The sequence below is a fragment of the Nocardiopsis sp. iso_237 genome, assembly GCF_056173345.1.
The window spans coordinates 5610368-5634668 of record NZ_CM149669.1; the positions used below are offsets into that span (position 1 = coordinate 5610368).

Here is a 24301-nt window from a genome sequence, read left to right on the forward strand (position 1 = left end):
CAGGACGCGGGGCCTGTCTTCGTGTGTGGGGGCGGCGTCCGCCGGTCAGAAGAACAGCAGCCACACGCCCAGTAGGGTGACGGCGGCGTTCACCAGCAGGAACACCCCGACCCAGAGGGTGCCCGGCAGGCCGGTGAGGCGGGCCAGCTGGTCCGCGTCGGAGTGCGGGGAGGGGTTGCGCACGCGCTGCGACTGGAGCTCGATGACCGGACGCACGCCGGCGAACAGCAGGAACCAGATGAACAGGTAGGCGAAGGCCCCCTGGACCTCGTCCGGGGTGAACCAGCTGACGCCGAAGACCAGCGCTCCGGTGACCACGATCGACAGCACGCCGTAGAAGTTGCGGATCATGAGCAGCATGGCGGCCAGCACGACGATGCTCAGCCACAGCAGCGCGGTGATGTAGCCCGCCTTCAGCATCATGATGCCGAGGAGGCCGATCACGCTCGGGGCGACGTAGCCCGCGAAGACCGTGAGGATCATGCCGATGCCGGTGGGCCTGCCCCGGGAGACCGTCACCCCGGAGGTGTCCGAGTGCAGTCGGATCCCGGTCAGCTGACGTCCGCTGAGCAGGGCCACGAGTGCGTGCCCGCCCTCGTGGGCGATGGTGACGACGTTGCGGGCCACCCGCCAGGGCGGACCCAGCAGCACCGCCGCCAGGGCCACCACGGCGGTCGTGACGATGATCCACTGTTCAGGATCGGGCTGGCCGGTCACCACGTCCTGCCACACGTCGCCCAAGCTCGTTCCCACCACTGGTCTCCCGACTTCCCGCATCGACCGGTGCGCGCCCGCCACCGGAACTCCCTGTCAGCGGGCCCGCTCACCCGGCGCCGCGGCGGCTGGGAGGCGCGGGGGAACGCGGCCCTTGCCGAACTTTAGGGCATTTCGGAGAGTGCCGTGTGTGTCGGGCTGCCGCGGACCGGACCGAAACGGGCGCCGCTCCGGGCCTCGGTGAACTGGTCGAACGCCCCCGGACCGGCCCGGGGGCCGCCGCCGTCTCGGTGTCCGACCGCTCGGGACCGGTCCGCGCACGCGGCGGGCCCCGGCCGTGTGACCGGGGCCCGGAGTGCGCGTGGGGGGTCGGGGGGTGGGGGCTGCGTCGGCCGGAGCGCGGGTCAGACCTCCTCGGCCTCGGCGGCCGCCTTGAGCCGCTCCAGCGTCCGGACGATCCCCCGCACGTTGCGCGCGGGGGCTCCGCTCAGCACGTAGAAGGCGGTCTGGCCCCGTGAGTAGTCGAAGGTCTCGGTGACCAGGGTCCCGCCCTCGGGCAGCTCCCGGAGCTCGTAGCGCCAGCGGTGCGAGCCCACGTGCTTCCAGGCGATGAGCCGCCCCTCCTCGAACTCCACCACGCGGTTGGTCATCCGGTAGGGGAGGCCGAGCATCTTCATGTCCATGCCGAACTCGGAACCGAGTTCCAGCCGCTCCGGGCCGTGCTGCGCGCCCTGGACGGTGCCGGAACCGTCGAGCACGGCGTGCTGGGACGGTGTGGCGACGAGGTCGAAGATCCGCTTGGCCGGTGCGTCGACCACGACGCTCCGGGCCACCATGTGTTTGGGCATGACGGAATCATGTCACCGTCGCGGACCGCTCCCCCACCGGGGTTGTCGGGCGGGGTTCACTCGCGAACCTCGTGCCGCTCCACCCCGGCCAGCTCGCCCTCCGAGGAGATGTGCAGGACCCAGAACGACCCCTTGCGCAGGCCGCGCTGCTGCGACAGCGGTGCGCCGAGCCGGGTGAGCGCCTCGGTGAGCAGGTGCGGGACCAGCTCACCGTGGGTGCAGACGACCGTCGGCCGCCGCTCGTCCAGGACCCGCGCGATGACCTCCCGGGCGTCCTCGACGTCGTGGCCCCCGCCCTCGGCCCCCACCGTGAGGGCGCGTTCGGTGCTCATGGGGACGTCGCACTCGACCGTCAGCGGGAGCAGGGACTCCGTGCAGCGGGCCGCCGCCGAGGACACCGCCCGCAGGCTCCCGTAGGCGCCCAGCACCCGGGGCAGGGCCAGGGCGTCGGCGCGGCCGGTCGCGTCGAGGGGCCGCAGCAGGTCGCTGTCGGTCCAGGAGCGCTTCTCCCCCGCTGACAGGTGGCGCAGCAGGATGATCGGGAAGGTCCGGGCGGGGCCGACCCGGAAGTTGTCGAGGACCTGGACGTCGTGGTCGTAGGTGAGACGGGTCCGGGCCTCCGCGACGGGGACCCACTCGACCGTCTCCACCTCCTCGTTGGGTTCGTAGTCGATCCGCCCTCCCGGCTGGGCGGGGGTGGCCGCCCACCACTCCACCTGCTTGGGCCAGCCGTCCTTGAGGTAGCGCTGCGGAGGGAGGCGGCGCCCCATGACGGGGGTCAGGCCGGTCTCCTCCACGACCTCGCGGACGGCGCCGATGATGGGGTGCTCGCCGTTCTTGAGCTTTCCCTTGGGCAGGGTCCAGTCGCCCCGGTCCGGCCGCCGGATGAGGACGACCTCCCGGCCGGAGGGGCCGTCGCGCCAGAGCACGGCCCCACCCGCCCGGATGGGTTCCAGATACCCGCCGACCGCCGTGTCGCGCGGCGGGAACGCGCTGGTCATACAGATCTCGGGGACGTTCGTCTCCGGGGGTCCCGCGTCGGGGCCCCCGTGACCGGCCCCGTACTCGTGGGTGTTCACCCGTCCACCACTCTCAGGTGCCGGTCGCCTCGCAGGGTGTCCTGGAGGTCGACCAGCGGTTGGCCCTCCTCGTCACGGGTGACCCGGTTCCATGAGCCGTCGGGTTCGAGCCGCCACGAGGAGGTGCTGTCGGACATCGCCAGGTCCATGATGCCCACCAGTCGGCGGCACTGCTCGGGGTCCGCGATCCGGACGAGGGCCTCGACGCGCCGGTCGAGGTTGCGGGGCATGAGGTCGGCGCTGCCGATCCAGACCTTGGGGCGCCACCCGTTGGCGAAGACGAACACCCGTGAGTGTTCGAGGAAGCGGCCCAGGATGCTGCGCACCCGGATGTTCTCGGACAGGCCCGGTACCCCGGCGCGCAGGACGCAGCTGCCGCGCACCCACAGGTCGACGTCCACCCCGGCCTGGGAGGCGCGGTACAGGGCGTCGATGATCTCCTCGTCGACGAGGGAGTTCACCTTGATCCTGATGTGGGCGGGCTCGCCCTTGAGGCGGTTCTCCACCTCGGTCTCGATCTGCCTGAGCAGTCCCTGGCGCAGGGCGGCGGGGGCCACCAGGAGCCTGCGGTAGTGCTTCTTGCGGGAGAACCCGGTGAGGCTGTTGAAGAGGTCGCTGACGTCCTCACCCACCTCCGAGGCGGCGCTGAACAGGCCGAAGTCCTCGTAGATCCGCGCGGTGCTCGGGTTGTAGTTGCCGGTGCCCACGTGGCAGTAGCGGCGGAGCAGGCCGTCGTCGTCCTGGCGGATGACCATGGACAGCTTGCAGTGGGTCTTGAGCCCCACGACCCCGTAGACGACGTGGCAGCCCGCCTCCTCCAGCTTGCGGGCCCACTGGATGTTGTTCTGTTCGTCGAAGCGGGCCTTGACCTCGACCAGGACCACGACCTCCTTGCCCTCCCGCGCCGCCTCGATCAGCGACTCGACGATCGGTGAGTCGCCGCTGGTGCGGTAGAGGGTCTGTTTGATCGCCACGACCTTGGGGTCGGTGGAGGCCAGGGCGAGGAACCGCTCGGTGGTGGTGGCGAAGGACTCGTAGGGGTGGTGAACCAGGACCTCGCGTTCGCGGATGGTCGCGAACAGGTCGCCGGAGGTGAGGGCGCGCGGTTCGACCGGGACCATGGGCGGGTAGCGCAGGTCGGGGCGGTCGGTGTCCGCGATCTGGGCCAGCCCGGCCAGGTTGAGCGGGCCGGGGACGCGGTAGACCTCCTCGTCCTCGGCGCCGAGCTGCTGGCTGAGGATCGACAGCACCTCGTCGCTGATGGACTGTTCGACCTCCAGGCGCACGAGGGGCCCGAAGCGGCGGCGCAGCAGCTCGTTCTCCAGGGACTGGACGAGGTCGTCGGTCTCGTCCTCGTCGACCTCCAGGTCGGCGTTGCGGGTGACCCGGAAGGCGTGGTGCTCGACCACCCGCATGCCCTCGAAGAGCTGGGGCAGGTGCGCGGCGATGATGTCCTCGACCGGGACGAAGCGGCCGCCGCCGTGGGTGGTGAGCTCGATGAACCGGGGCAGGGCGCTGGGCACCTTGACGCGGGCGAACATGTGCCGGTCGTCGCTGGAGTCGCGCACCGTGACGGCGAGGTTGAGCGAGCGGCCCGAGATGTAGGGGAAGGGGTGCGCGGAGTCGACGGCGAAGGGCGTCACCAGCGGGTAGATGGAACGGCGGAAGTAGCCGTGCAGGTACTCGCGTTCGCGGTCGTCCAGTTCGTTCCACCGGACGATGCTGATGCCCTCCCTGGCCAGGGCGGGGGCGACGCTGTCCTCGAAGCAGGCGGTCAGGCGCAGGATCTGGTCGTGGGTGAACAGGGAGATGCGCTCCAGCAGGTCCCTGGGGTGGTGTCCGCTGGGCGAGGCGACGGACAGCCCCGTGGCCAGGCGGCGTTTGAGGCCGGCCACCCGCACCATGAAGAACTCGTCCAGGTTGCTGGAGAAGATCGCGAGGAACCGCGTCCGTTCGAGCAGCGGGATGTCCTCGTCCTCCGCGAGTTCGAGCACCCGCTGGTTGAAGCGGAGCCATCCCTCCTCTCGGTCCATGAACCTGTCGGCGGGAAGGTCGGCGGTGGCGGGTCCCGCTGGCGTTGGCGCTGATTCCGTGCTCACAGTGGGCAGACTCCCCCTTTTTCATGACCACACGGTGACAACCCCGTGAGGGGAAAATGACCGCAACGCGACTGCTATGGAGCATCTGTACCCATATCGCTGCCCGTGTCCCTGGACGACGGGCAAGTTTTCCCTCATGACGCGACCACGCGCCCCACCTGACCTGGCGGGACGCGCGTGTTGGCGGGCGTTGTCGGGCGTCGGGGCTACTGGCCGATACCGATCTGGAGGTCGGGCGGGAGGATGAGCAGGAACATCGACACGCGCATGAGGATGTTGATCCACGTGTTGCGGAAGCACGCCCACAGGTAGCCGTAGAGCAGACCGGCGGCGCCGTAGGTGAGCATCGCCATGCCGGTGTCGTGTACGAAGTCGATGCCGGGCAATTGGGAGACGGCGTCGTAGGGCTGGATGAACGCGTAGGTCATCGCGAACACCACCGAGGTCAGCACGATGCCGCCCCAGCGCCCCAGGAGCAGTTCGAGTCGGCTCTGCATCATGCCCCGGAAGAAGATCTCCTCGCAGAGGGCGATGACGGTGAAGGCGACCAGCATGGCGTACAGGGTGAGCGAGGGCGGGGGCAGTCCGATGTGCGGCGTGATCAGGAGGCCGATCAGCAGCACCGAGACGACCACGGGCACCACCCCGAGCCAGCGCCAGGGTTCGCTCACCTTCAGCGCGATCGAGGGCATGGCCGTACCCTTGCCGTCGACGGTCAGGCCCGAGCGGTCCAGGATCAGCAGCGGAACGGCGAAGAGGAACAGCAGACGCGAGACCAGTGCGACGGACATCGCGAGGTCCGGGGAGACGCCGGTCTGCTCCCCGTAGACGGTGAAGATCCACGACAGCACGACCATCGAGAGGACCAGCCCCGCGAGCAGGAGCACCATCCAGCCGAGTTCACGGTAGACGGGGTGCCCGTCCATGGCGGCGGCGATCCGCCGGTCGAGCTCCTCCCGCCGCCCGAACGCCCGGACGAGCCCCCAGGCGATGACCATGCCGATCACCATCGGCATCCAGGAGATCAGGAACAGCACGGACGACCCACCGACGTCGTCCCGCATCGCCGGGCGGATGAGCGCCGGCCCGATGATCAGGACGGCGGCGAGGGCGACGGCCCAGGCGAGCCCCCATCTTCGCACCATGGTCACAAGTGTCCCCCCTGTCTCAGAACACACATTCTGCACCAGGGAAAACTAAAAGCGACTTAATGACTACGGTATGTCGTTACCCCGTTGTCACCGGCGTCCCGACACGCGCGGTGAACCAGGAAGAGAGCCCCCCGTGACCCACAGCGACTACGACGCCTTCGCCGAGGCGTACTCGGCCGACAACGACTCCAGTCTCATGAACGCCCACTACGAACGCCCCGCCATGCTGAACCTGGCGGGTGAGGTCGAGGGCCGCCGCGTCCTGGACGCGGGCTGCGGTTCCGGCCCCCTCGCACTGGAACTCCGGAACCGGGGCGCCGTGGTGGCCGGGTTCGACTCCAGCGCGGAGATGATCGGACTGGCCAGGAAGCGCCTCGGGGACGACACCGACCTACGCGTGCTCGACCTCGCGGAACCGCTCCCGTACTCCGACGGCGCGTTCGACGACGTCGTCTCGTCCCTGTCGCTGCACTACCTCAGGGAGTGGGAGGGGCCGCTCCGGGAGCTGCGCCGGGTCCTGCGGCCCGGGGGCCGTCTCCTCGTCTCCGTGGACCATCCGGCGGCCCACGTGCTCATCAGGCCGGACACCGACTACTTCACGGTCGCCCCCTGGCTGGTGGAGGAGGAGTTCCGGGGAGTCCGGGCCGTCCTGAACGTCTGGCACCGCCCGCTGCACGCGATGGTGAAGGACTTCACCCGGTCCGGGTTCCGCGTCGCGGACATCGACGAACCGCCCGTCGCGGAGGACACCCCCGCCCACCTGCTGCCCGAGTTCCGCCACGGACACACCCGGTTCCTCGGGTTCCTCTTCTTCGTCCTCGTCGCCGAGTAGGCCCGCCCGGACACACGCGGGGGCGGGGCCCGCCCGGACCCCGCCCCCCGTCGATCACCGACCACCGCCTAGTAGGTGTAGGACGAGCCCGGCCCCAGGGGGATGCCCAGGCCCCACCAGAGGAAGAAGAACAGCGACCAGCTCACGAAGACCGTGACGCTGATCGGCATGGTCAGCGAGATCATCGTGCCGACGCCCGCGTCCTTGCGGTACTTCTGGAGCAGGCCCAGCACCAGGATGAAGTAGGCGCTCATCGGGCTGATGATGTTGGTGGCCGAGTCGGCGATCCGGTAGAGCGCCTGGGTGGTCTCGGGGCTGACCCCCATGAGCATGAACATCGGGATGAACACCGGGGCGATGAGGGCCCACTGGGCCGAACCACTGGTGATGAAGACGTTCAGAACGGTCGCCAGCAGCAGGAACCCGACGAAGAACAGCACCGGGTGCACGCTCAGGGAGTCGAGCATGTCCGCGCCGGAGACGGCGATCACGTCGGCCATCCCCGACCAGGAGAAGTACGCGATGAACTGGGCCGCCGCGAAGAACAGCACCAGGACGGGGGCCAGCTCCCGGACGCCGACGGCCATCGCGGGCGGCACCGAGGCCGTGGTGGGCAGGGATCCGACGACGCGTCCGTAGACCATGCCGACGATGAGGAACCCGACGGCGAGGACCACGGCCACGCCGGTCAGCATGGGTGAGCTCAGGAGACCGCCGTCCTCACCGCGCAGCGGCGACGCCGGCGGGAGCACGATCGCGGCCAGGGCGCCGAGGTAGAGCACGAGCGCGATCCCGGCGAAGCGCAGGCCCCTGCGCTCCTCGTCCGTGAGGAGCATGGAGCCCAGGTCGCCCGCTCCGCCGTCGCCGTCCTCCTGGACCTTGTCGGTCAGCTTCACCAGCACCAGCTCGGTGAGCAGGGTGATGACGACCGCGAGGAAGAGGGCGGAGACGAACGTGAAGAAGAAGTTCGACAGCGGGTTGACCACGTAGTCGGGGTCGATGATCTGGGCGGCGCTGGTGCTGATGCCCGACATCAGCGCGTCGGTGAGGGTGACGGTCAGCGCGGCGTTGTATCCGGCGCTGACCGAGCCGAAGCCGACGATGAGGCCGAGGACGGGGCTGCGCCCGACGGCCTTGAAGACCATGGCGGCCAGCGGGATGAAGACCACGTAGGCCGCGTCGGAGGCGACGCTGGCGCAGATGCCGGTGAGCACCACGGCGAAGGTCAGCAGCTTCTTCGGCACCCGGGTGACGCTGCCGCGAAGCGCCGCCGTGATCAGGCCGCTCTGCTCGGCCACCGAGACGCCGATCATGACCGACACGATCAGCGGCAGCGGCGGGAAGGCCGCGAAGTTGGCGACGGCGTCACCGACGATGAAGTGCAGGCCCTCGGGGCTCAGCAGGCTGCGGACCGCGATGGTGGAGCCGTCGGCCGGTGAGACGACCGAGACGTCCAGCGCGCTGAGCGCGGCGCTGGTCAGGATCACCAGGCCGGCCATGATGACGAAGAGCCAGAACGGGTGCGGCAGCTTGTTGCCGACGCGTTCGATGGCGGAGAGGACGCCGAGAGTCAGTCGCATCCTGCGTGTGGGGGGCTTGGCCCCGTTCTGCGTTGTGGTCAACGGTCTTCCTAAGAAGGCCAGAGGCCTGGAGTCTCACGGGAACGGGCTCGGCGGGATACGCGCGAGGGAACCCGGCAAGCGGCCTGGGTACGGTCAGGTGTCCTGGAGGTGCACTTGTGGTGCAACCGACAGTGAATCATGGTCACGGCAATGGTGTGACCATCCCATGACTCCCGGCCTTCGCGGACACCTTCCCACGTCAGAGGCGGGGCGGGCGGTGCCCGCCCCGCTCTCGCGGGCTTCCCTGGAGGGGGCTAGTGCCCGTTCTCCAGGACCGACTTCAGGAAGGTCTTGGTCCGCTCCTCCTGGGGGTCCCCGAAGATCTGGTCCGGGTGCCCCTCCTCGGCGATCCGGCCCTGGTCGAACATGAGGACCCGGTGGGACACGTCCCGCGCGAAGCCCATCTCGTGGGTGACGCACAGCATCGTGATGTCGGTGGTCTCGGCCACCTCGCGCAGCACGTCCAGCACGCCCGCCACCAGCTCCGGGTCCAGGGCGGAGGTGACCTCGTCCAGCAGGAGGATCTCCGGGCGCATCGCCAGGGCGCGGGCGATCGCCACGCGCTGCTGCTGGCCGCCGGACAGCTGGGTCGGGTGGGCGTCGATCTTGTCGCCCAGGCCCACCAGGTCCAGCAGTTCCTCCGCCCGGGCACTGGCCTCGTCCTTGGACAGGCCGAGGACGTGGACCGGCGCCTCCATGATGTTCTTGCGAACCGTCATGTTGGGGAACAGGTTGAACTGCTGGAACACCATGCCGATGCTCTTGCGGCGCTGCCGCAGGTAGCTCTCGCTGGCCGGGGCCAGGCCGCTGCCCTTGGGCATGTGGCTGAACGGCTCCCCGCCGATGTTGATGCGGCCCTCGGTGACCTTCTCCAGCGTCATGAGCAGACGCAGGATGGTGGTCTTGCCCGAGCCGCTGGGCCCGATCAGGGTGACACGCTCTCCGGCGGCCACACCGAAGTCGAGGTGGTCCAGGACGGTGAGGTCGCCGAAGCGCTTCACCACCTGGTCGAACTCGATCAGCGGTCCGTCGGCGGCGCTGTCTCCGACACCTGGCGCCGTCGTGTTCTCAGGGGTATCAGACGGCGACATATCGCTTCTCCAGTCGTCGAATCACAATCGCGGACGGGACACTCACCAGGAGGAAGAGGAACCCGACCATGGTGAACGTCTCCACGTAGCGGAAGTCCTTGCTGCCGACCTGCTGGGCCACGGCCAACAGCTCGACGACTCCGATCGCGAAGAGCAGGGGCGTGTCCTTGAACATCGCGATGAGGTAGTTGCCCAGCGCGGGGATGACCCTGCGGATGGCCTGGGGCAGCACGATCGCTGTCCAGGTCCGCGAGGTCGGCAGGCTCAGCGCCCGGGACGCCTCCCACTGCCCCTTCGCCACGCCCTCGATGCCGGAGCGGTACACCTCGGCGGTGTAGGCCGCGTAGTGGACGCCGATGACGACGACGCCGATGGTGAACACCGAGATGTTGGCGGGGGACAGCGCGAAGACGAACACCAGCTGGATCACCAGCGGCGTCGTCCGGATGAACTCCATCAGGAAGTGCAGGAGGGTGCCGAAGACCGGCACCCGCCGGACCACCGCGATGAGCAGGCCGAGGGTCAGGGCGATGGCGTAGCCGATCACCGTCGCCTGGATGGTGACCAGCAGGCCGCTGAACAGGTCGGGCAGGACCTGGCCGGTGTACTGGAAGTCCCACAGGCCGTTCACGAACTCCATGAGGCCGTTCACTTGGCCACCCCCACCTTCGTACCGACTGTCGGGGGTCGCAGGAGCCCGATGATCCCTCCGCCGGACGGCGGGACGCGGCCCAGCTTGCGGTTGGCCCGTCGTTCGAGGAGCCGCACGCCGAAGATGAGGACCTGCGCGATCAGGTAGTAGAGCGCGAAGGCCACCAGGAAGACCGGGATCGTCTCACCGGTGAGGCGGCGCAGGTCGTCGGCGATCCAGGACAGGTCGTGCATCGACACCAGGTAGACCACGGCCGTGGCCTTCATCAGCTCCACGACCAGGTTGCCGAAGGTCGGCAGCATCTGCGCCCACGCCTGCGGCAGGACCACCAGGCGCATGCGCTGCGCCCAGGACATGTTCAGGGCGACGGTCGCCTCGACCTGCGCCCTGGGCACGGCGTTGATCGAGGAGCGCACCACCTCGGCCCCGTAGGCGCCGAGGTTGAGGCCCAGCGCGAGGATCGCGGCGAACATGTCCTCCAGCTGGAAGCCGCTCACCAGGGGCAGGGCGTAGATCAGCCAGTACATGACGACCAGCGCCGCGATGCCCCGGAACACCTCCACGTACACCGTGGCGACGGCCCGCGGCAGCCAGTGCCGCATCGTGCCCATGATCCCGAAGGTCATCGCCAGGACGAACGCCAGGACGATGCCGCCGAGCGTGAGCTGGATCGTGAGCAGCGTCCCGTCGAGGAAGCGCGGCCACTGTGCGATCAGGAACTCCACGCGGAATCAGCCCTCACAGAGCGCGGCGGTGGTGGTCCCGTCGGGCAGGTCGTCCTCGGTGAACCCCCACTCCTCACCGAGTTCGAGCAGGCGACCGCTCTCAGTGAACTCGGCGACGACGCGGTTGATCTCCGAGAGGAGCTCCTCGTCCTCGGGACGGACGCACAGTCCGCCCCAGCCCTTCTCCTCGTTACCGTCCATGACGGGGTAGAAGGGGTCGGACACGGTGTACTGGTCCTCCAGGTCGCGCTCGATGAGCAGGTACGAGTGGGACACCGCGAGCATGGACACGGCGTCGACGCGGCCGCTCTCCAGCAGTTCGAAGCCGCGGGTCTGGTCCGGGATGAGTTCGAGCTGCCCCGAGGGAACCTCGAAGTACTCGGCGTAGGTCTGCTCGACCGACCCGTTGAGCACGGCCAGCTTGAGGTCCGGGTTCTCGACGAAGTCCTCGAAGTGCTGGATCTTGTTCGGGTTGTCCTTCTCCACCAGGAACGCCTCGGGGGACGTCGCGGTGGGCTCGCTGAACGCGACCTCCTGGCAGCGCTCGGGCGTGATGAACACACCGGCCGCGATGACGTCGTAGCGGTTGGCCTGGAGGCCGGGGATCAGTCCGTCCCAGGAGGTGGCCGACGCCTGGATCTCGGGGACGCCCAGCTCCTCGAAGACCGCCTTGGCCACCGCGGGCGACTGCCCGGCGGGGTTGCCGCTGGAGTCGACGAAGCCGAAGGGCACCTCGTTGGCGAGGGCGACCGCCACGAACCCCTGCTCGCGCAGGCGTTCCAGGGTGCTCTGGCCCTCCGCGTTCTGGCCGCCGGCCCCGGAGTCGACCCGACTGCACGCCGCGAGGCCCGCGACCGCCGCACCTGCTCCGGCCAGGCGGAAGGCGTCTCGACGTCCCCAGGTTCCCCGCCGACGCGCTGGTACCTGATTCTTCACGACTGCTCCTCGAAAACTCGCGGGTGCGGAGCCTTCGCCCGAAGGACGGGGCGAGGCCTCACGCGTTCGGAATGCTGGTTCGCCTCGTGTGGGCGCGTTCCGCGGCGCGGTGGCCGCGGTCGTGACCGTTGCCCGGGTGCTCGGGACGACGGCGCTGGTACGGGGTCTCCCTCCCCGAGCCCGAGGTGCAGTAACTGAACCCGTTTGGTCCGTTATGCACTGGTTATGAGTCTCTGTTCGTCGGGTGACCCGACGACAAGCTCCCTCCGAGCTGGCCACCTGTGGTTCGTGACTATGGGTTCTTATGCCCGTTACCGAGGGATTCCTACCCCCGGTAACACGAAGGCGGGGCCCGGACCTCCGGACCCCGCCCCGCGTCGGCTCGACGCGCCCTGTGGAACTAGGCGTTGACGTCCTCCTCGACGACCAGCGGGTAGACGCCGTTCTCGTCGTGGACCTCACGGCCGGTGACCGGGGGGTTGAAGACGCACAGCACGCGGAAGTCGGTCTTCGGGCGGACCGTGTGCTTCTCGTGGCCGTTGAGCAGGTAGAGGGTGCCCGGGGTGATGATGTGCTTCTCCCCGGTCTCCTCGTTGGTCAGCTCGGCCTCGCCCTCGATGCAGTGCACGAGCTCGATGTGGTTGGCGTACCAGAACGTCGACTCGGTGCCCGCGTACAGGACGGTCTCGTGGAAGGAGAAGCCGACCTTCTCCTTGGCCAGGACGATCCGACGGCTGCGCCAGTTCTCGGTCTTGATGTCAGCGTCGGTGTCGTTGACCTCGTCCATGCTGCGAACGATCACTTGTGTCTCCTTCACGCTCTGATGCGCGCTGTGTATGCGCTGGTGGTACACGGTACGGGGCCGACCGGCACCCCGGGTAGAGGTACTGGCCGGCCCCGCGCCCGATTCGGTGGGCACGCCGGTCCGAAACGGCACCGGCGTGTCGCGTCTAGGCGGTCTGGGGAACCTTGACCGCCTCGCGGACGGCGTCGGCCATGATGTCCAGACCGGTGGTGAGCTCCTCCTCCGTCGTGGTGAGCGGCGGGAGGAGCTTGGCGACCTCGTCCTCGGGACCGGAGGTCTCCAGGAGCAGGCCGCGGTCGAAGCACCCGGCGGCGACCTTCTTGGCGATGCCGCCCTCGGCGTCGAAGGCCAGACCGCGGGCCAGGCCGCGGCCGCGCACGTGGGCGCCGAAGTCGGCGTGCTCGGCCGCCATCTCCGCGAGGCGACCCTCGACCAGCTGGCCCTTGGCCAGGGTGGCCTGGGCGAAGGTGTCGTCGGACCAGAAGCGGCGCAGCGCCTCGGTACCGGTGACCATGGCCGGGTTGAAGCCGCGGAAGGTGCCGTTGTGCTCGCCCGGCTCCCAGACGTCCAGCTCGCGCTTGAACAGCGTGAGCGCCATCGGCAGGCCGTAGCCGCTGATGGACTTGGACAGGGTGACGATGTCCGGGGTGATGCCGGCCTCTTCGAAGCTGAAGAACTTGCCGGTGCGGCCGCAGCCCATCTGGATGTCGTCCAGGATCATCAGGATCCCGTACTCCTGGCAGAGGTCGGAGAGGCCGCGCAGCCACTCGGCGCTGGCGACGTTGATGCCGCCCTCACCCTGGACCGCCTCGACGATCACGGCCGCCGGGGCGTCCAGACCGCTGCCGCTGTCCTCCAGGAGGGAGCGCAGCCACAGGAAGTCCGGGGTCTGCCCGTCGAGGTAGTTGTCGAACGGCATGGTGGCCACGTGGTCGAGCGGCACACCGGCGCCGCCGCGCTTCATGGAGTTGCCGGTGACGGCCAGGGCGCCCAGGGTCATGCCGTGGAAGCCGTTGGTGAAGTTGATGATGGTCTGGCGGCCGGTGTACTTGCGGGCCAGCTTGAGCGCGGCCTCGACCGCGTTGTTTCCCGCGGGGCCGGGGAACTGGACCTTGTAGTCCAGGTTCCGGGGTTTGAGGATGACGTCGTCGAAGGTCTTCAGGAACTCGCGTTTGGCCACGCTGTACGCGTCGAGGCTGTGGACGATCTTGTCGTCGGTCAGGTACTCGATGAGCGAGGTCTTCAGCTCGGGGTTGTTGTGCCCGTAGTTGAGCGATCCGGCCCCGGCGAAGAAGTCCAGGTACGGGCGGCCGTTCTCGTCGTGGACGTGGCTGCCGACCGCCTTGTCGAAGACGACAGGCCAGTTCCGGCAGTATCCGCGGACTTCGGACTCGAGGCGCTGGAAGGTCTCCATCGTGATGTTCCTTGGTTCCTTTCCCCAACTTCGTGGGCTCAGGGCTGAGACGAGGGGCGGGTGGGGATCGCGTTCGATCCGGAGCGGACGGTCAGTCGTCGGTGTCGGAGTGCGCGCCGATGGGCCCGATGCGCACGAGGTCCTCGGGGTCGTGGGGCCCTTCTCCGTCCTTGGGGAAGTGCTCCGCGCCGAAGAGCGGGCTCCACGCGGCCTCGGCGCCCAGGCTCCGCGCGAACGAGGAGAAGAGGGCCCGGGAGGCCTCGTTGTCGGGGGTGACGGTCGCTTCGAGGTAGCGCAGGCCCTGGTCGACGAGGCGCTCGCCGATGAAGTCGAGCATCCGGCGGGCCAGCCGCTGGCCCCGGTACTCGGAGCCGACGGCCACCTGCCAGAGGAAGTACGTGTCCGGGCTGTCGGGACGGACGTAGCCGGTGACGTAGGCCGCCATCCGGCCGTCGGCGTCCCGTGCCACGACGCTGGTCGTGGCGAAGTCCCGGCACCAGAGCGTGTAGGCGTACGGGGAGTTGACGTCCATCCCCGTGTCGCCGGCCAACCGCCACATGTGCGGCCCGTCCTCCGGGGAGGGGTGCGAGAGGCGCACGTCCTCACGGCCCGCGGCCTCCGTGGTCTCGGAGCTCACAGCCCCACCTTCGATTCGGTCGCGTGCTTGGAGGTTCGTTCGTTGATGTGGCACGTCGATCGAACTTAGCGAAAGAAGGTCAAAGGAGTTTCAGCGAGATTCCGCGCAGATGTTTGGGAGGATTACCAATGGGTAGGGCTTGTTTATTTAGCAGCTTGATTCCGCATTGGACGGGGCTCCCAGGTGACGCTGGGTAGCGGCCGTCCTCCCCGTCCACGCCCTGTCTATCAGGGGGTTCGGCCCCTGGGGCGGACCTGCGTCGCGCGAGGTGGGAGGTGACTCGCGGGCGGGTGGTCGGCAACCGTCAGGGTCAAACATAGAGCCTCCACGGCGAATATTAAGCGTGCGTTAAGTCACATCAATTCGGTGGAAAGCTCGCGACATATCGCCCGGGCAGGGTCGCCTCGCACGTCACACGTTACGCGCGCCGCCCGCTGGAACCACCTGTACGCAGGAATTTCCTCGGCTCGCGAGCCGGGGAATCCGCCCCTCGGGGCGGGCCGGAAGCGCCCCTCGCGCCCGGTGCGCCCGGACGCGCGGAGACCGGCGCCACCGTCGGACGACCTTGATGAATCCCTGACTTTCCATCAGACTCTGTGTAGTACGACCTCATGTAGTACTACAATTAGTCGCACCGCTTCGCCGCAGCCCATGCGGGTCCGGCACCCCCGGGACGGCAGTGCGGACTCGAACTTCGTCGCCCCCGCCGTGGGAACACGGCGAGGACCACTGACCAGGGATCGGAGGCGTCCGTGAACCGCCTGTACCACGACAGCGAGGACTGGGTCGAGCAGGGGAACTGCCGCTCGTACGACCCCGAGATCTTCTTCCCGGTGAGCAGCACCGGGATCGGCCGCACCGACACGGAGCGCGCCCTGGCCGTCTGCCGCAGCTGTACTGTTCGCCCGGAATGCCTGCGGTGGGCCCTGCGCGCCGGAGAGGCCCACGGAGTCTGGGGTGGCACCACCCCGGAGCAGCGTCGCTACATGCGCCGCGAGCTGGTCCCGGCGGGTTAGGACGAAGGCGGAGCCGCCGGACGCGAACACTCGCGTCCGGCGGCTCACGTCTGTCACCGAGGCCCCCACTCCGAGACGTTGGAGCGCGTTCTCACGTCCGGAGGTCTTGCGGGCCCCTGTGGCACGGCCTAGGTTCACTATCGTGCGACCCGCTCACGGCACGCTCCGACTCACACGCACGGCGCTCCTCGCCGGTGCGTGCACCGGGCTGGCCTGGGTCGGCCACAACATCGGGGCCGACACCCCCGCCGGGGCCTGGGGCTTCCTTCTGGCCACGGCGTTCCTGTTCGGCCTCCTGTGGCGGTTCACCAGGATCATGCGGGGCTTCGGCGACATCTTCGCCGTGATGGCCCTCGCACAGGTCGCCCTGCACCTGATCCTCCAGCTGTCCGGCCCCGGGGTCGTCCCGATCGACCACGCCGGGCACGGATCCGCCGTCCTCGGCCTCGCGCCGGGCATGCTGTTCGCCCACCTGTGGGCGGCCCTGCTCGCCTCCGCGCTGCTGGCCCACGGCGAGTCCGCGCTCTGGTTCCTGGCGACCGCCGTCGCCCGGGCCCTCCCGCGACCGCCACGCCTGCCCGACCTGGCGCCCGTGGAGTCCGGGGCCGCGCCCGTCGCGCCCCCTTCCCCGGCGCCCCCTTCCCCAGAGCCGTCGACGCACGGTCCCCGCGGGCCCCCCGGTTCGCCCGCGTTCCGCCCGGCCCTCCCGTAACCCCCGGTTCCGGCGGTCGAGGCGGTCCCCCAGAAAGCCCCGGACGAGCACCGGTCCCCGACCCGTGCCCGCCGGGCGCGAACCGCACCCGAACGGCCTGAGAGAAGATCATGAGAAGAATCCGTACCGCGGCCCTGGTCGCCCCCTTCGCCGCCGCACTGCTGCTGGCCCCCGCCCCCGCCTTCGCCCACGACGTGCTGATCGCCTCCGACCCGGAGGACGGCGCCGCCCTCGACACCGCCCCCGAGGAGGTCACCCTCACCTTCAACAACTCCCCGATGGCGGGTGGCAGCGGCAGCGCGATCGTCGTGACCAGCCCCGAGGGCACGGAGATCCAGGAGGGCGAGCTGACCTTCGACGGCACCGACGTGTCCGTCGCCCTCGCGACGCCCACCGAGGCGGGCGAGTACGGCCTCTCGTTCCGGGTGGTCTCCTCGGACGGTCACCCCATCCAGGACACCCTGAGCTTCTCGCTGTCCGAGGAGGCCGTCGCGGCCGCCGCCCCGGAGGAGACCGAGGAGGAGCCGGCCGCCGAGGAGGAGGCCCCTGAGGAGGCCGCCAGCGAGACCCCCGCCGCCGCCGAGGACACCGCCGCCGAAGAGGGCGGGACCTCCCCGCTGATGGTCCTGGCCGGTGTGGTCGTGGCCGTCGCCGCCATCGGCGCGGTCGTGCTCGTGGTGGTGCGCTCGCGCAACCGCCCCGGCTCCGGTGAGGGATCCCGGAAGTAGCGCGGAACGACGAAGGGGCCCGCACGCTTCGGCGTGCGGGCCCCTTCCCCGGTCAACGGACCGTCACCGTCTCCGGGCCAGCAGGATGCTGATGTTGTCCTTGCCTCCGGCCTCCATGGCGGCCTGCCACAGGGCGTGGACGGCGGCCTCGTCGCTCCCGGCCTCCGCGATCATCCGCTCCATCTCCTCCGGCAGCACCAGATCCGACAGGCCGTCGCTGCACATGAGCCAGGCGCTGGGGTCGGCGGCGTCGTCCCGTCCCACGTGGGGGACCATCGACCCGCCGGAGCTGCCGCCCAGGGACTGGGTGATGAAGTTGGTGGTGACGGGGCGGCCGTCCTCGGAGGGAGGAAGGGCCGGGGAGTCGTCCTCGGAGAGCTGGCGCAGGTGGCGGCCCTCCAGACGGTAGGTGCGGGAGTCACCCACGTTGAACCAGAAGTTGCCGTCGCTGTTGAGCAGGACACCCGCGACCGTGGTCCCCATGCCGGAGAACTCGGTGTGCTGGAGCGCGTGGTCCTTGATCTCCTCGTCGATGTTGGTGAGGAGCTGGGCGATCTCCTCCGGGCCGCTGAGGCGCGGCCCCATCTCGGCCATGCGGTGCACCGCGTGCTCGGAGGCGATCTCTCCGGCGGCCTGGCCGCCGATCCCGTCCGCGACAGCGAGGATGACCGGTTCACTCACCGGCAGCACGCAGCGGACCGGGGAGGTCATGTTCGCGCTGGCGACGGTGAGAGCACCCATGACCACGGAGTCCTCGTTGGCGGGGCGGATAGCGCCCCGGTGCGTGAGGGCCGTGACAATGACTTCCCCACCAGCGACACCCATACGCCCTTCCTCCCGTTTCATCGGCCGTGGCCGGTTGCCCGGCGTCTGGCGCCGGGCCTTGGTCGAGTCCCGTACATCGTCTGGATTCTGTAACCGTACCGAGCCACCGCCGGAGTCGGTCAAAATCCGCGTACATCATGGCGGAAAACACCCGGATATGCAGTTCCCGCACCGGTTTTCGCCGCCAAAAGTGTTGTGGCGGTTGATCCTGGGACGTGTGTGGTGCCGTCGTTCGGTTCGGGTCTGACAGTAGCGGTGCCGGGGACCTCCCGACAGGGCCCACCGCCAGGTTCGGTCAACCCGCAGACCAGAGGCCCTGCACGGGTCCGGTCCGACGACTCCCGGGCCGGGTCCGGACACTCCCCCGGCACCCCGGAGGGGATCGGTGCCACGTTGTCGGTTCCCTGAGGGTCTGGCAGAATGGTCCCGTTGGGTGTCTAAGACGCAGACACACACGACCGCCCCGGGCGGTGCCCTGACCTCCTCAGGCTCCCCGGTGGCTCGAACTCCCTTTCGACGGTCGTTTGGTGTGGTCTCATGCGTCCTTCCCTTCCTCTCTCCTCTCCGGTCTCCACCGTCCGTGCGCGCCGCGCACGCGCGGCGCTCCGTGCCGCCCGCCATCCCCCTCCACCGGGCCCCGATCCCGGACGCGCGTTCCACTGAACCGTCCGCCACGATCCCCCGGTCCCGCCGCCCCCGTACCCGGGCGGCACCGGCGCCACCGCGGCCGCCGACGACGGACCACCCGCGCAAGTCCCGCCCGGGAGGATTCCGACTCCCCGCTCCGGAGTCCCACCGGGCCCATCCACGACGGACACCACGGCGGTGTCCAAGGAGTCCAAGCCCAGTGAAGATCGCCATGGTCGCCGAACACGCCAATCCCCTTCCCGCTCACCGGGGCGAACCGGCCTGCCCCGCGAGCCTGCACGTGTGTGCCCTGTCCCGCCAGCTCGCCAAGCGCGGGCACCGGGTGACCGTCTACGTCCGCCGGAGTGACCCCGACCAGCCCGACGGCCGCACCCGCATGGCGCGCGGCGTCTCGGTCGCCTACCTCGACGCGGGGCCCGCCCGCCCGCTCTCCGAGGACGAGCACGCCGAGCACACCGGGGCCTTCGGCACCGCGCTCGCCGCCGTCCTGGACGAGGACGTCCCCGACGTCCTGCACGCCATCGGCTGGACCAGCGGACTGGCCGCCCTGCACGCCCAGGCGCACAGCGAGAAGGACCAGAGCGGCACCCCGATCGTCCAGACCTTCCACTCGCTCAACGCCAGCGAGCAGCGATCCGGTCTGCCCCACCGGCCCGACCGCGCCCGCATGGAGACGATCCTCGCCGCACGCGCCGACCACGTCCTGGTCAACTCCACCGACCAGCAGGGGGAGCTGGCCCGCCTGCGCGTGCCCCGCCACCACGTGAGCGTCGTGCCGTTCGGCGTGGACCCCGACCACTTCAGCGTGGAGGGCAGCGCCTCGGCCGAGCCGTGGCACTCCCGCCGCGAGGAGCGCGCCCGGCTGGTCTCCGTCACCTCCCTGACCGAGGCGGGGGGCGCCCGGCGTCTGGTGGAGTCGATGGTCCGCCTGCCCGAGGCCGAGCTGGTGCTCGTCTCCACGGCCGAGGACCAGGAGGTGGCCCTGGACGAGAACGCCCGGGGGATCGAGCTGCTCGCCAAGGAGCTCGGCGTGGACGACCGCGTGCACCTGACCGGCCCGGTGGAGCGCAAGGAGCTGCCGCGCCTGCTCCGCTCGGCCGACGTGTTCGTGTCGGCCGCGTCCTACGACCCCTACGGCGGCGCGGTCCTGGAGGCCATGGCCTGCGGGCTGCCCGTGGTGGCCACCGCCACCGGCGCGGTCCCCGGCGCGGTCCTGCACCGCACCAGCGGGGTCCTGATGCGCTTCGGCCGTCCCGACGAGGTCGCCCGCTCAGTGCGCGCCGTGCTGAACACGCCCACGATGAGCACCGCCTACGGGATCGCCGCCGTGGACCGCGCCCGTTCCCGGTTCACGTGGCAGCGCATCGCCATCGAGACCGAGCTCGCCTACGAACGTTCCCGTCCGCAGCTGGCCGCGCGCGACGAGATCGAGGAAGATGAGGCGGACCTCCTCCTGTCCGGTTCCCCCAACTGAACGGTCCGCCCACACCGATGACGTTCGAACACCAGGGACTCCTCTTCCGCCATGAGAGACGGTTCCACGACGTGGCGTTGGAGCGGCTGCGGTCCTCCGTCCGCGCCGACGCCCACGTCGTGCTCTCCGTCGCCGACCCCGCCCCGCTCCTGAACGGGCTGGACCGGCACGAGCGCGGCAGGGTGGACGTCATCGGAAGGGACGACCTCTACGAGGCCCCTGGGCGCACTCTGGCCGCCCTGCACCGGCTGGCCCTCCTCCACGGGCCGGGACCGGTGAGCGTGGTGGCCGAGCCGCCGCTGGCGCCGCTCGCCCATGGCCCCGCGATGGAGCTGCGCGAGTGGCACCGGCTGGAGTCGGTGCTGAGCACCGCGTTGGCGCCGATGCGCATGAGGATGCTGTGCGTGCACGACGAGCGCCCCCTGGGTCCGGGGGTGCGCGCCGCGGTCCGGGCCACCCACCCGACGCTCGTGGGGGAGGCGGGGCCCCGACCCAACCCCGCGTACCTGGGCACGGAGGCCTTCGGACAGCGGCCGCTCGCGCCGGAGCCGCTCCCCGTGCGGGGGCCGGTGCACCGTCTGGAGATCGGGCAGTCGCTGCCCCGGCTGCGCGAGGAGATCGGGTCGCTCGCGAACGCGGTCGGCCTGCCCCGGGGCCGGGTGGACAGCATGGTCGTGGCGGTGAACGAGCTCGCGGCGAACGTGCTCGAACACGGCGCGGGCAAGGGCAGCGTCCACCTGTGGCGGGCGCCGGACCGGTGGGTGTGCGACGTGTTCGACGAACACGGCGACCTCAGCGATCCGCTCGCCGGATACCGCCCGGCCGACACGCTCCGGTCGCGCGGCTACGGGCTGTGGATCACCCGGCAGACCTGTGACTTCCTGGAGATCTGCGGCAGCGGCGAGGGGTCGCTGACCCGGCTCCACTTCGTGGATCCGGCGCGCGCGGACTCGGGCCGCACGGGGTGCGGCCGGAGTGCCGGGGTCACCCCTTGAGCGTGTCCACGGCGTTGTCCGTGCTCGCGTCGATCGGGATGACCTGGTCGATGCCCGCTATCACGAACAGGCGGTTCACCTGCGGCTGGGGTTCGGTGACGACGAGTCCGAGCCCGAGGTCACGGGCCTGACGGAAGGCCGAGACCAGCACCCCGATGCAGCGGGAGTCGCAGAAGCCCACCTTGGCCAGGTCCACCACCACCCCGACGGGCAGGGGTGCGGACAGCACCTCGTCCAGAGCCTCCGCGAGGGCGGGCGAGGTGACCGCGTCCATCTCTCCCACGGGTGTCACGACGACGACGCCATCCTCGCGGCGGATCGAGATGTCTGACGTCACGCTCGGTTCTCCTTGTCGTTCGCGTGCACCGTGAGGAGCTCGACGCTCCCCCGGGCGGACCGACCGCCACCGCGTACCGCGACGGCCCCGAACCTTCATCATGACGGCTCACTGTCACGCTCTGGACTCGGAGTGACCTCGACACGTAGGCGAACCCGCCGTCTCAGCGCCCGTCTGGCCTCGGACGGCGCGACCGCTGCGGCCCGGTGTTCTCCGCGACGAGCTCCCGGGCCACGTCCACGACCTTCTTCCGGTTACGCTGCGCGACCTCCCGCAGTGCCGCGAAGGCGGTGTCCGCGTCGCAGCCCCGGGCGTGCATGATGATGCCCTTGGCCTGGTCGATCACGGTGCGAGCGGACATCGCACGGCGCATGTGGGCGGACTCGCGGGCCGCGTCCGCGCGGCGGTCGGCGGTGTTCAGGGCCATCGCCGCGTGCTCGGCCAGCAGCGCGGTGAGCTGGGTGACGACCTCCTCGTCGAAGGCGTCGGGGCGCCCGGAGTGCACGCCGAACGTGAGGATGCGGTCCTCGTCACCGTCGTCCCCGGCCAGTTTGCTGGGCTGGGTGACGGAGGAGCGGTCGCCGCACTGGACCGCCATGCTCGTGTACCGGGGCCAGCGGTGTTCGCGCAGCACGTCCCCGACGCGGACCTGCGACATCTCCCGGACGGCCTCCACGGTGGGGCCCTGGTCGGTCGTGTACTGGTGTTCCAGGGCCTCCGCGAGGTCGGAGTGCGAGGCGCCGTAGTCGGTGACCACGTGGCGGATGGAGCCGTCCCGGCCCACCACCTCGCGCCAGACCACCACCAGCGCGGCCGAACAGCCGGGGACCCCGAGGGATGCGGCCCTGCTCATCTGGTCCAGGGCGCGTTCGAGGGTGGTGTGCTCCTCCTGCCCCAACGCACCGATGTCACGGGCGAGGTGTTCGATCCACACAGTCCGAACCTCCTCAGACGATTCCCGGCTCCCCGCTCCAAAGGTAACCTTCGGGGGACCCTCGACCGGACCGGCCGGGTGTCAGACCCGTCGCCGGCGGGACGCCCTCGATGATGACCGGGAGACCGTGCGTGCCGGAGAACCTCGCACAACTGCAACGCGAGATCGCCGCTCTGAGTGAGCGCATCAGCGCCCTGCGCACCACGCACGCCATGTACCCGGACGACGCCCGGGGCACCGCCGAGGCCGCCCTGGCCGAGCTGGAGTACGCCGAACGCCTGCTGGGAACGGCCGGGTCGGAACTGGCCCGGACGCACAGCGAGGCCCCCGAACCCCGCAGACCCGCCGACGAGGGCGACCGCGCCCTGTTGCGCGCGGTCTTCAACGAGCTCAGCGTGCCCGTGGTGCTCCTCGACCACGACGGCTACGTCCGCAGGATCAACGGCGCCGGGGCCACGCAGCTGGGCAGCGCGCCCGGCTACCTCACCGGCAAGCCCTTCACGCACTTCGTGGACCTGCGCAAGCGGGCCGCCATGCAGTCCTGGCTGGCCGCCGTCCTGCGCGGGGACGGCCCGGCACACCTGGAGTCGCGGCTGGCCCAGCGCGGCTGGGCGGAGGACGTGCACCTGACCCTCACGCGTCTGGAGCTGCCCACCGAGGCACAGCCGCTGGTGCTGGTGGCGATGTCCCCGCCCATGAGCGGTTCCGAGGAGGAGGGGCCCGCCCCGCTGGAGTCCGAGGTCGAGGACCAGGTGGTGGTGCTGGCCGCACGGCGGCTGGACGTGCTCACCCGGATGACCCGGCTCCTGCTGCGCGGCACCACCCCGACCCGGGACCTGGCCCTGACCGACGCCGCCGACCTCCTGGCCGACTCGTACGCCGACTGGGTGATCATCGACGTCTGCGACCTGCCCGAGGGTCCCAGGGCGGCCCGCCGCGCCGCGGTGGTCGGCCCCGCCGACGCCCCCGAGGGTCAGCGCGAGGAGGTCGCGGGGCTCACCCCGGGCGACTCGGACATCCCCGGCGAGGTGCTGGGCCGGGGCCAGTCCCTGCTGTTCCCCCTGATCGAGGACGAGACGGTCCTGGGCCACTCGGAGAGCGGCGCGCCCCTCCTGTCGGTCCTCGGCGCGGGATCGCTGCTGTCCGTGCCCCTGAGGGGCAGCCGGGGCGTACGGGGGGCGCTCACGCTGATCCGACGCAGCAACCGGGGCAGCTTCCGGCTGGCCGACCTCGGGCTCATCGAGGAGATCGGTGAGCACATCGGCCTGGCCCTGCCGCCCCGTTAGGGGTGTTGCCGTGTTTTCTTTGCGTCTCCGCTCCGCTTCGGCCCAAAGAGGTACAACCGAACTCGCGTCGAACTGAAGCGGAGATGCGAAGGAGTACAGCTACTCGGGCCCGTGCAGCGTGTCCACCAGGGTGGACAACCGTGACGCGGACCGGTCGACCCTGCGGACGGCGTCCACCAGCGGCTGGTCGACCTCCTGGTAGTTGTCGACGATGTGCTCGCGCAGGGCGGCGAGGTCGGTCTGGACCTGGCGGGAGCGCTGGGCGAGCTGTTCGGCCAGGACCCGGCCGGGTTCGCCGGTCTCCTGGTTGAGGACCCGCTGGAGCGACCTCGCCTGCTCGCGCATCTGTGCCTTGAGCTGGTGCAGCTCCACGAACACCTCGACCTTGGAGCGCAGCACCCACGGGTCGAACGGCTTGATCAGGAAGTCCACCGCGCGTGACGAGTAGCCGCGGAAGACCTGGTGCCGATCGACCTCTTGGGCGGTCAGGAAGATGATCGGCACGTCCTTGGTCTTCTCGCGCTGCTTGATGTGCGCGGCGGTCTCGTAGCCGTCCATGCCCGGCATGATCACGTCGAGCAGGATGACCGCGAAGTCGGTGCCCAGAAGGTGCTTCAGCGCCTCCTCACCGGAGTTGGCCCGGACCAGGTTCTGGTCGAGGGACGTGAGGGCCGCCTCCAACGCGATGAGGTTCTCGTCGCGGTCGTCGACGAGAAGGATGTTGGCCTTCTGAGTCACTGC

Annotated in this window: 24 protein-coding genes; 7 read left to right on the top strand and 17 right to left on the bottom strand. The window is 70.0% G+C overall.

Annotated elements, in window-relative coordinates:
• Window positions 1–45: 45 nt before the first annotated feature.
• From AC0VYM_RS25165 to AC0VYM_RS25185, 5 genes are all read right to left on the bottom strand, one after another.
• Window positions 46–777 (bottom strand): M50 family metallopeptidase, encoded by a 732-nt coding sequence (locus AC0VYM_RS25165; protein WP_475463227.1) that lies wholly within the window; start codon window positions 775–777, stop codon window positions 46–48.
• A gap of 341 nt (window positions 778–1118) precedes the next feature.
• Window positions 1119–1562, bottom strand: a complete 444-nt coding sequence (locus tag AC0VYM_RS25170) for an SRPBCC family protein (protein ID WP_475456186.1) — start codon at window positions 1560–1562, stop codon at window positions 1119–1121.
• A gap of 56 nt (window positions 1563–1618) precedes the next feature.
• Window positions 1619–2563 carry an NUDIX hydrolase gene (locus tag AC0VYM_RS25175; RefSeq protein ID WP_475463229.1) on the bottom strand — a complete coding sequence of 315 codons (945 nt, stop codon included), beginning with the start codon at window positions 2561–2563 and terminating at the stop codon, window positions 1619–1621.
• Window positions 2564–2637: 74 nt separating this feature from the next.
• Window positions 2638–4740, bottom strand: coding sequence for an RNA degradosome polyphosphate kinase (locus tag AC0VYM_RS25180; RefSeq protein WP_475456188.1), 2103 nt, complete (start codon window positions 4738–4740; stop codon window positions 2638–2640).
• 206 nt (window positions 4741–4946) lie between these two features.
• Window positions 4947–5885: a lysostaphin resistance A-like protein gene (locus AC0VYM_RS25185; protein WP_475456190.1), complete on the bottom strand. Its 939-nt coding sequence runs from the start codon at window positions 5883–5885 to the stop codon at window positions 4947–4949.
• 139 nt (window positions 5886–6024) lie between these two features.
• Here AC0VYM_RS25185 and AC0VYM_RS25190 point away from each other — a divergent pair, with 139 nt between their 5' ends.
• On the top strand, window positions 6025–6723 hold the full coding sequence (locus AC0VYM_RS25190; RefSeq protein ID WP_475456192.1) for a class I SAM-dependent methyltransferase: 699 nt from the start codon (window positions 6025–6027) through the stop codon (window positions 6721–6723).
• 68 nt (window positions 6724–6791) lie between these two features.
• On the opposite strand, the gene AC0VYM_RS25195 is transcribed toward AC0VYM_RS25190, so the two are convergent.
• The 8 genes from AC0VYM_RS25195 to ectA all read right to left on the bottom strand — a co-directional run bounded on the left by AC0VYM_RS25195 (window position 6792) and on the right by ectA (window position 14566).
• Entirely contained in the window at window positions 6792–8303 is a 1512-nt protein-coding gene (locus tag AC0VYM_RS25195) for an AbgT family transporter (protein WP_475456194.1), read from the bottom strand.
• Between the two features lie 296 nt (window positions 8304–8599).
• Window positions 8600–9436 (bottom strand): ectoine/hydroxyectoine ABC transporter ATP-binding protein EhuA, encoded by an 837-nt coding sequence (gene ehuA / locus AC0VYM_RS25200; protein ID WP_475456196.1) that lies wholly within the window; start codon window positions 9434–9436, stop codon window positions 8600–8602.
• The gene (gene ehuD / locus AC0VYM_RS25205) at window positions 9423–10076 is read right to left on the bottom strand and encodes an ectoine/hydroxyectoine ABC transporter permease subunit EhuD (RefSeq protein ID WP_475463231.1); all 654 of its coding nucleotides are present in this window, start codon (window positions 10074–10076) and stop codon (window positions 9423–9425) included. The genes ehuA and ehuD overlap by 14 nt, the downstream gene beginning before the upstream one ends.
• 8 nt (window positions 10077–10084) lie before the next feature.
• Window positions 10085–10813, bottom strand: a complete 729-nt coding sequence (ehuC, locus tag AC0VYM_RS25210) for an ectoine/hydroxyectoine ABC transporter permease subunit EhuC (protein ID WP_475456198.1) — start codon at window positions 10811–10813, stop codon at window positions 10085–10087.
• Window positions 10814–10819: 6 nt separating this feature from the next.
• Window positions 10820–11689, bottom strand: coding sequence for an ectoine/hydroxyectoine ABC transporter substrate-binding protein EhuB (gene ehuB / locus AC0VYM_RS25215; RefSeq protein WP_475463236.1), 870 nt, complete (start codon window positions 11687–11689; stop codon window positions 10820–10822).
• A gap of 460 nt (window positions 11690–12149) precedes the next feature.
• A complete protein-coding gene (locus AC0VYM_RS25220; RefSeq protein WP_026129663.1) occupies window positions 12150–12551 on the bottom strand; it encodes an ectoine synthase in 402 nt (133 codons plus the stop codon).
• Between the two features lie 148 nt (window positions 12552–12699).
• The gene (gene ectB / locus AC0VYM_RS25225; RefSeq protein WP_475456200.1) at window positions 12700–13968 is read right to left on the bottom strand and encodes a diaminobutyrate--2-oxoglutarate transaminase; all 1269 of its coding nucleotides are present in this window, start codon (window positions 13966–13968) and stop codon (window positions 12700–12702) included.
• Between the two features lie 91 nt (window positions 13969–14059).
• Window positions 14060–14566 (bottom strand): diaminobutyrate acetyltransferase, encoded by a 507-nt coding sequence (gene ectA / locus AC0VYM_RS25230; RefSeq protein WP_475463237.1) that lies wholly within the window; start codon window positions 14564–14566, stop codon window positions 14060–14062.
• A gap of 791 nt (window positions 14567–15357) precedes the next feature.
• Between ectA and AC0VYM_RS25235 the strand changes: the two genes are divergently transcribed.
• From AC0VYM_RS25235 to AC0VYM_RS25245, 3 genes are all read left to right on the top strand, one after another.
• On the top strand, window positions 15358–15621 hold the full coding sequence (locus tag AC0VYM_RS25235) for a WhiB family transcriptional regulator (protein ID WP_475456202.1): 264 nt from the start codon (window positions 15358–15360) through the stop codon (window positions 15619–15621).
• A 142-nt stretch (window positions 15622–15763) separates the two neighbouring features.
• Entirely contained in the window at window positions 15764–16333 is a 570-nt protein-coding gene (locus AC0VYM_RS25240; protein ID WP_475456204.1) for a copper resistance protein, read from the top strand.
• Between the two features lie 110 nt (window positions 16334–16443).
• On the top strand, window positions 16444–17061 hold the full coding sequence (locus tag AC0VYM_RS25245) for a copper resistance CopC family protein (RefSeq protein WP_475456206.1): 618 nt from the start codon (window positions 16444–16446) through the stop codon (window positions 17059–17061).
• A gap of 63 nt (window positions 17062–17124) precedes the next feature.
• Here the strand turns inward: AC0VYM_RS25245 and AC0VYM_RS25250 are convergent, their stop codons facing one another.
• Window positions 17125–17886 carry a PP2C family protein-serine/threonine phosphatase gene (locus AC0VYM_RS25250; RefSeq protein ID WP_475456208.1) on the bottom strand — a complete coding sequence of 254 codons (762 nt, stop codon included), beginning with the start codon at window positions 17884–17886 and terminating at the stop codon, window positions 17125–17127.
• A gap of 847 nt (window positions 17887–18733) precedes the next feature.
• On the opposite strand from AC0VYM_RS25250, the gene AC0VYM_RS25255 reads away from it, so the two are divergent.
• Together AC0VYM_RS25255 and AC0VYM_RS25260 are read left to right on the top strand one after the other, a co-directional pair.
• On the top strand, window positions 18734–20008 hold the full coding sequence (locus AC0VYM_RS25255; protein ID WP_475456210.1) for a glycosyltransferase: 1275 nt from the start codon (window positions 18734–18736) through the stop codon (window positions 20006–20008).
• Between the two features lie 17 nt (window positions 20009–20025).
• Window positions 20026–21003, top strand: a complete 978-nt coding sequence (locus AC0VYM_RS25260) for an anti-sigma factor RsbA family regulatory protein (RefSeq protein ID WP_475456212.1) — start codon at window positions 20026–20028, stop codon at window positions 21001–21003.
• Here the strand turns inward: AC0VYM_RS25260 and AC0VYM_RS25265 are convergent.
• The gene (locus AC0VYM_RS25265) at window positions 20993–21340 is read right to left on the bottom strand and encodes an STAS domain-containing protein (RefSeq protein ID WP_475456214.1); all 348 of its coding nucleotides are present in this window, start codon (window positions 21338–21340) and stop codon (window positions 20993–20995) included. The two genes, AC0VYM_RS25260 and AC0VYM_RS25265, sit on opposite strands and share 11 nt — an antisense overlap.
• 163 nt (window positions 21341–21503) lie before the next feature.
• The gene (locus AC0VYM_RS25270) at window positions 21504–22274 is read right to left on the bottom strand and encodes an ANTAR domain-containing protein (RefSeq protein WP_475456216.1); all 771 of its coding nucleotides are present in this window, start codon (window positions 22272–22274) and stop codon (window positions 21504–21506) included.
• 131 nt (window positions 22275–22405) lie between these two features.
• Between AC0VYM_RS25270 and AC0VYM_RS25275 the strand changes: the two genes are divergently transcribed.
• Entirely contained in the window at window positions 22406–23560 is a 1155-nt protein-coding gene (locus AC0VYM_RS25275) for a PAS domain-containing protein (RefSeq protein WP_475456218.1), read from the top strand.
• Window positions 23561–23659: 99 nt separating this feature from the next.
• Here the strand turns inward: AC0VYM_RS25275 and AC0VYM_RS25280 are convergent, their stop codons facing one another.
• Window positions 23660–24298, bottom strand: a complete 639-nt coding sequence (locus AC0VYM_RS25280; protein ID WP_378738389.1) for a response regulator — start codon at window positions 24296–24298, stop codon at window positions 23660–23662.
• Between the last annotated feature and the right edge of the window lie 3 nt (window positions 24299–24301).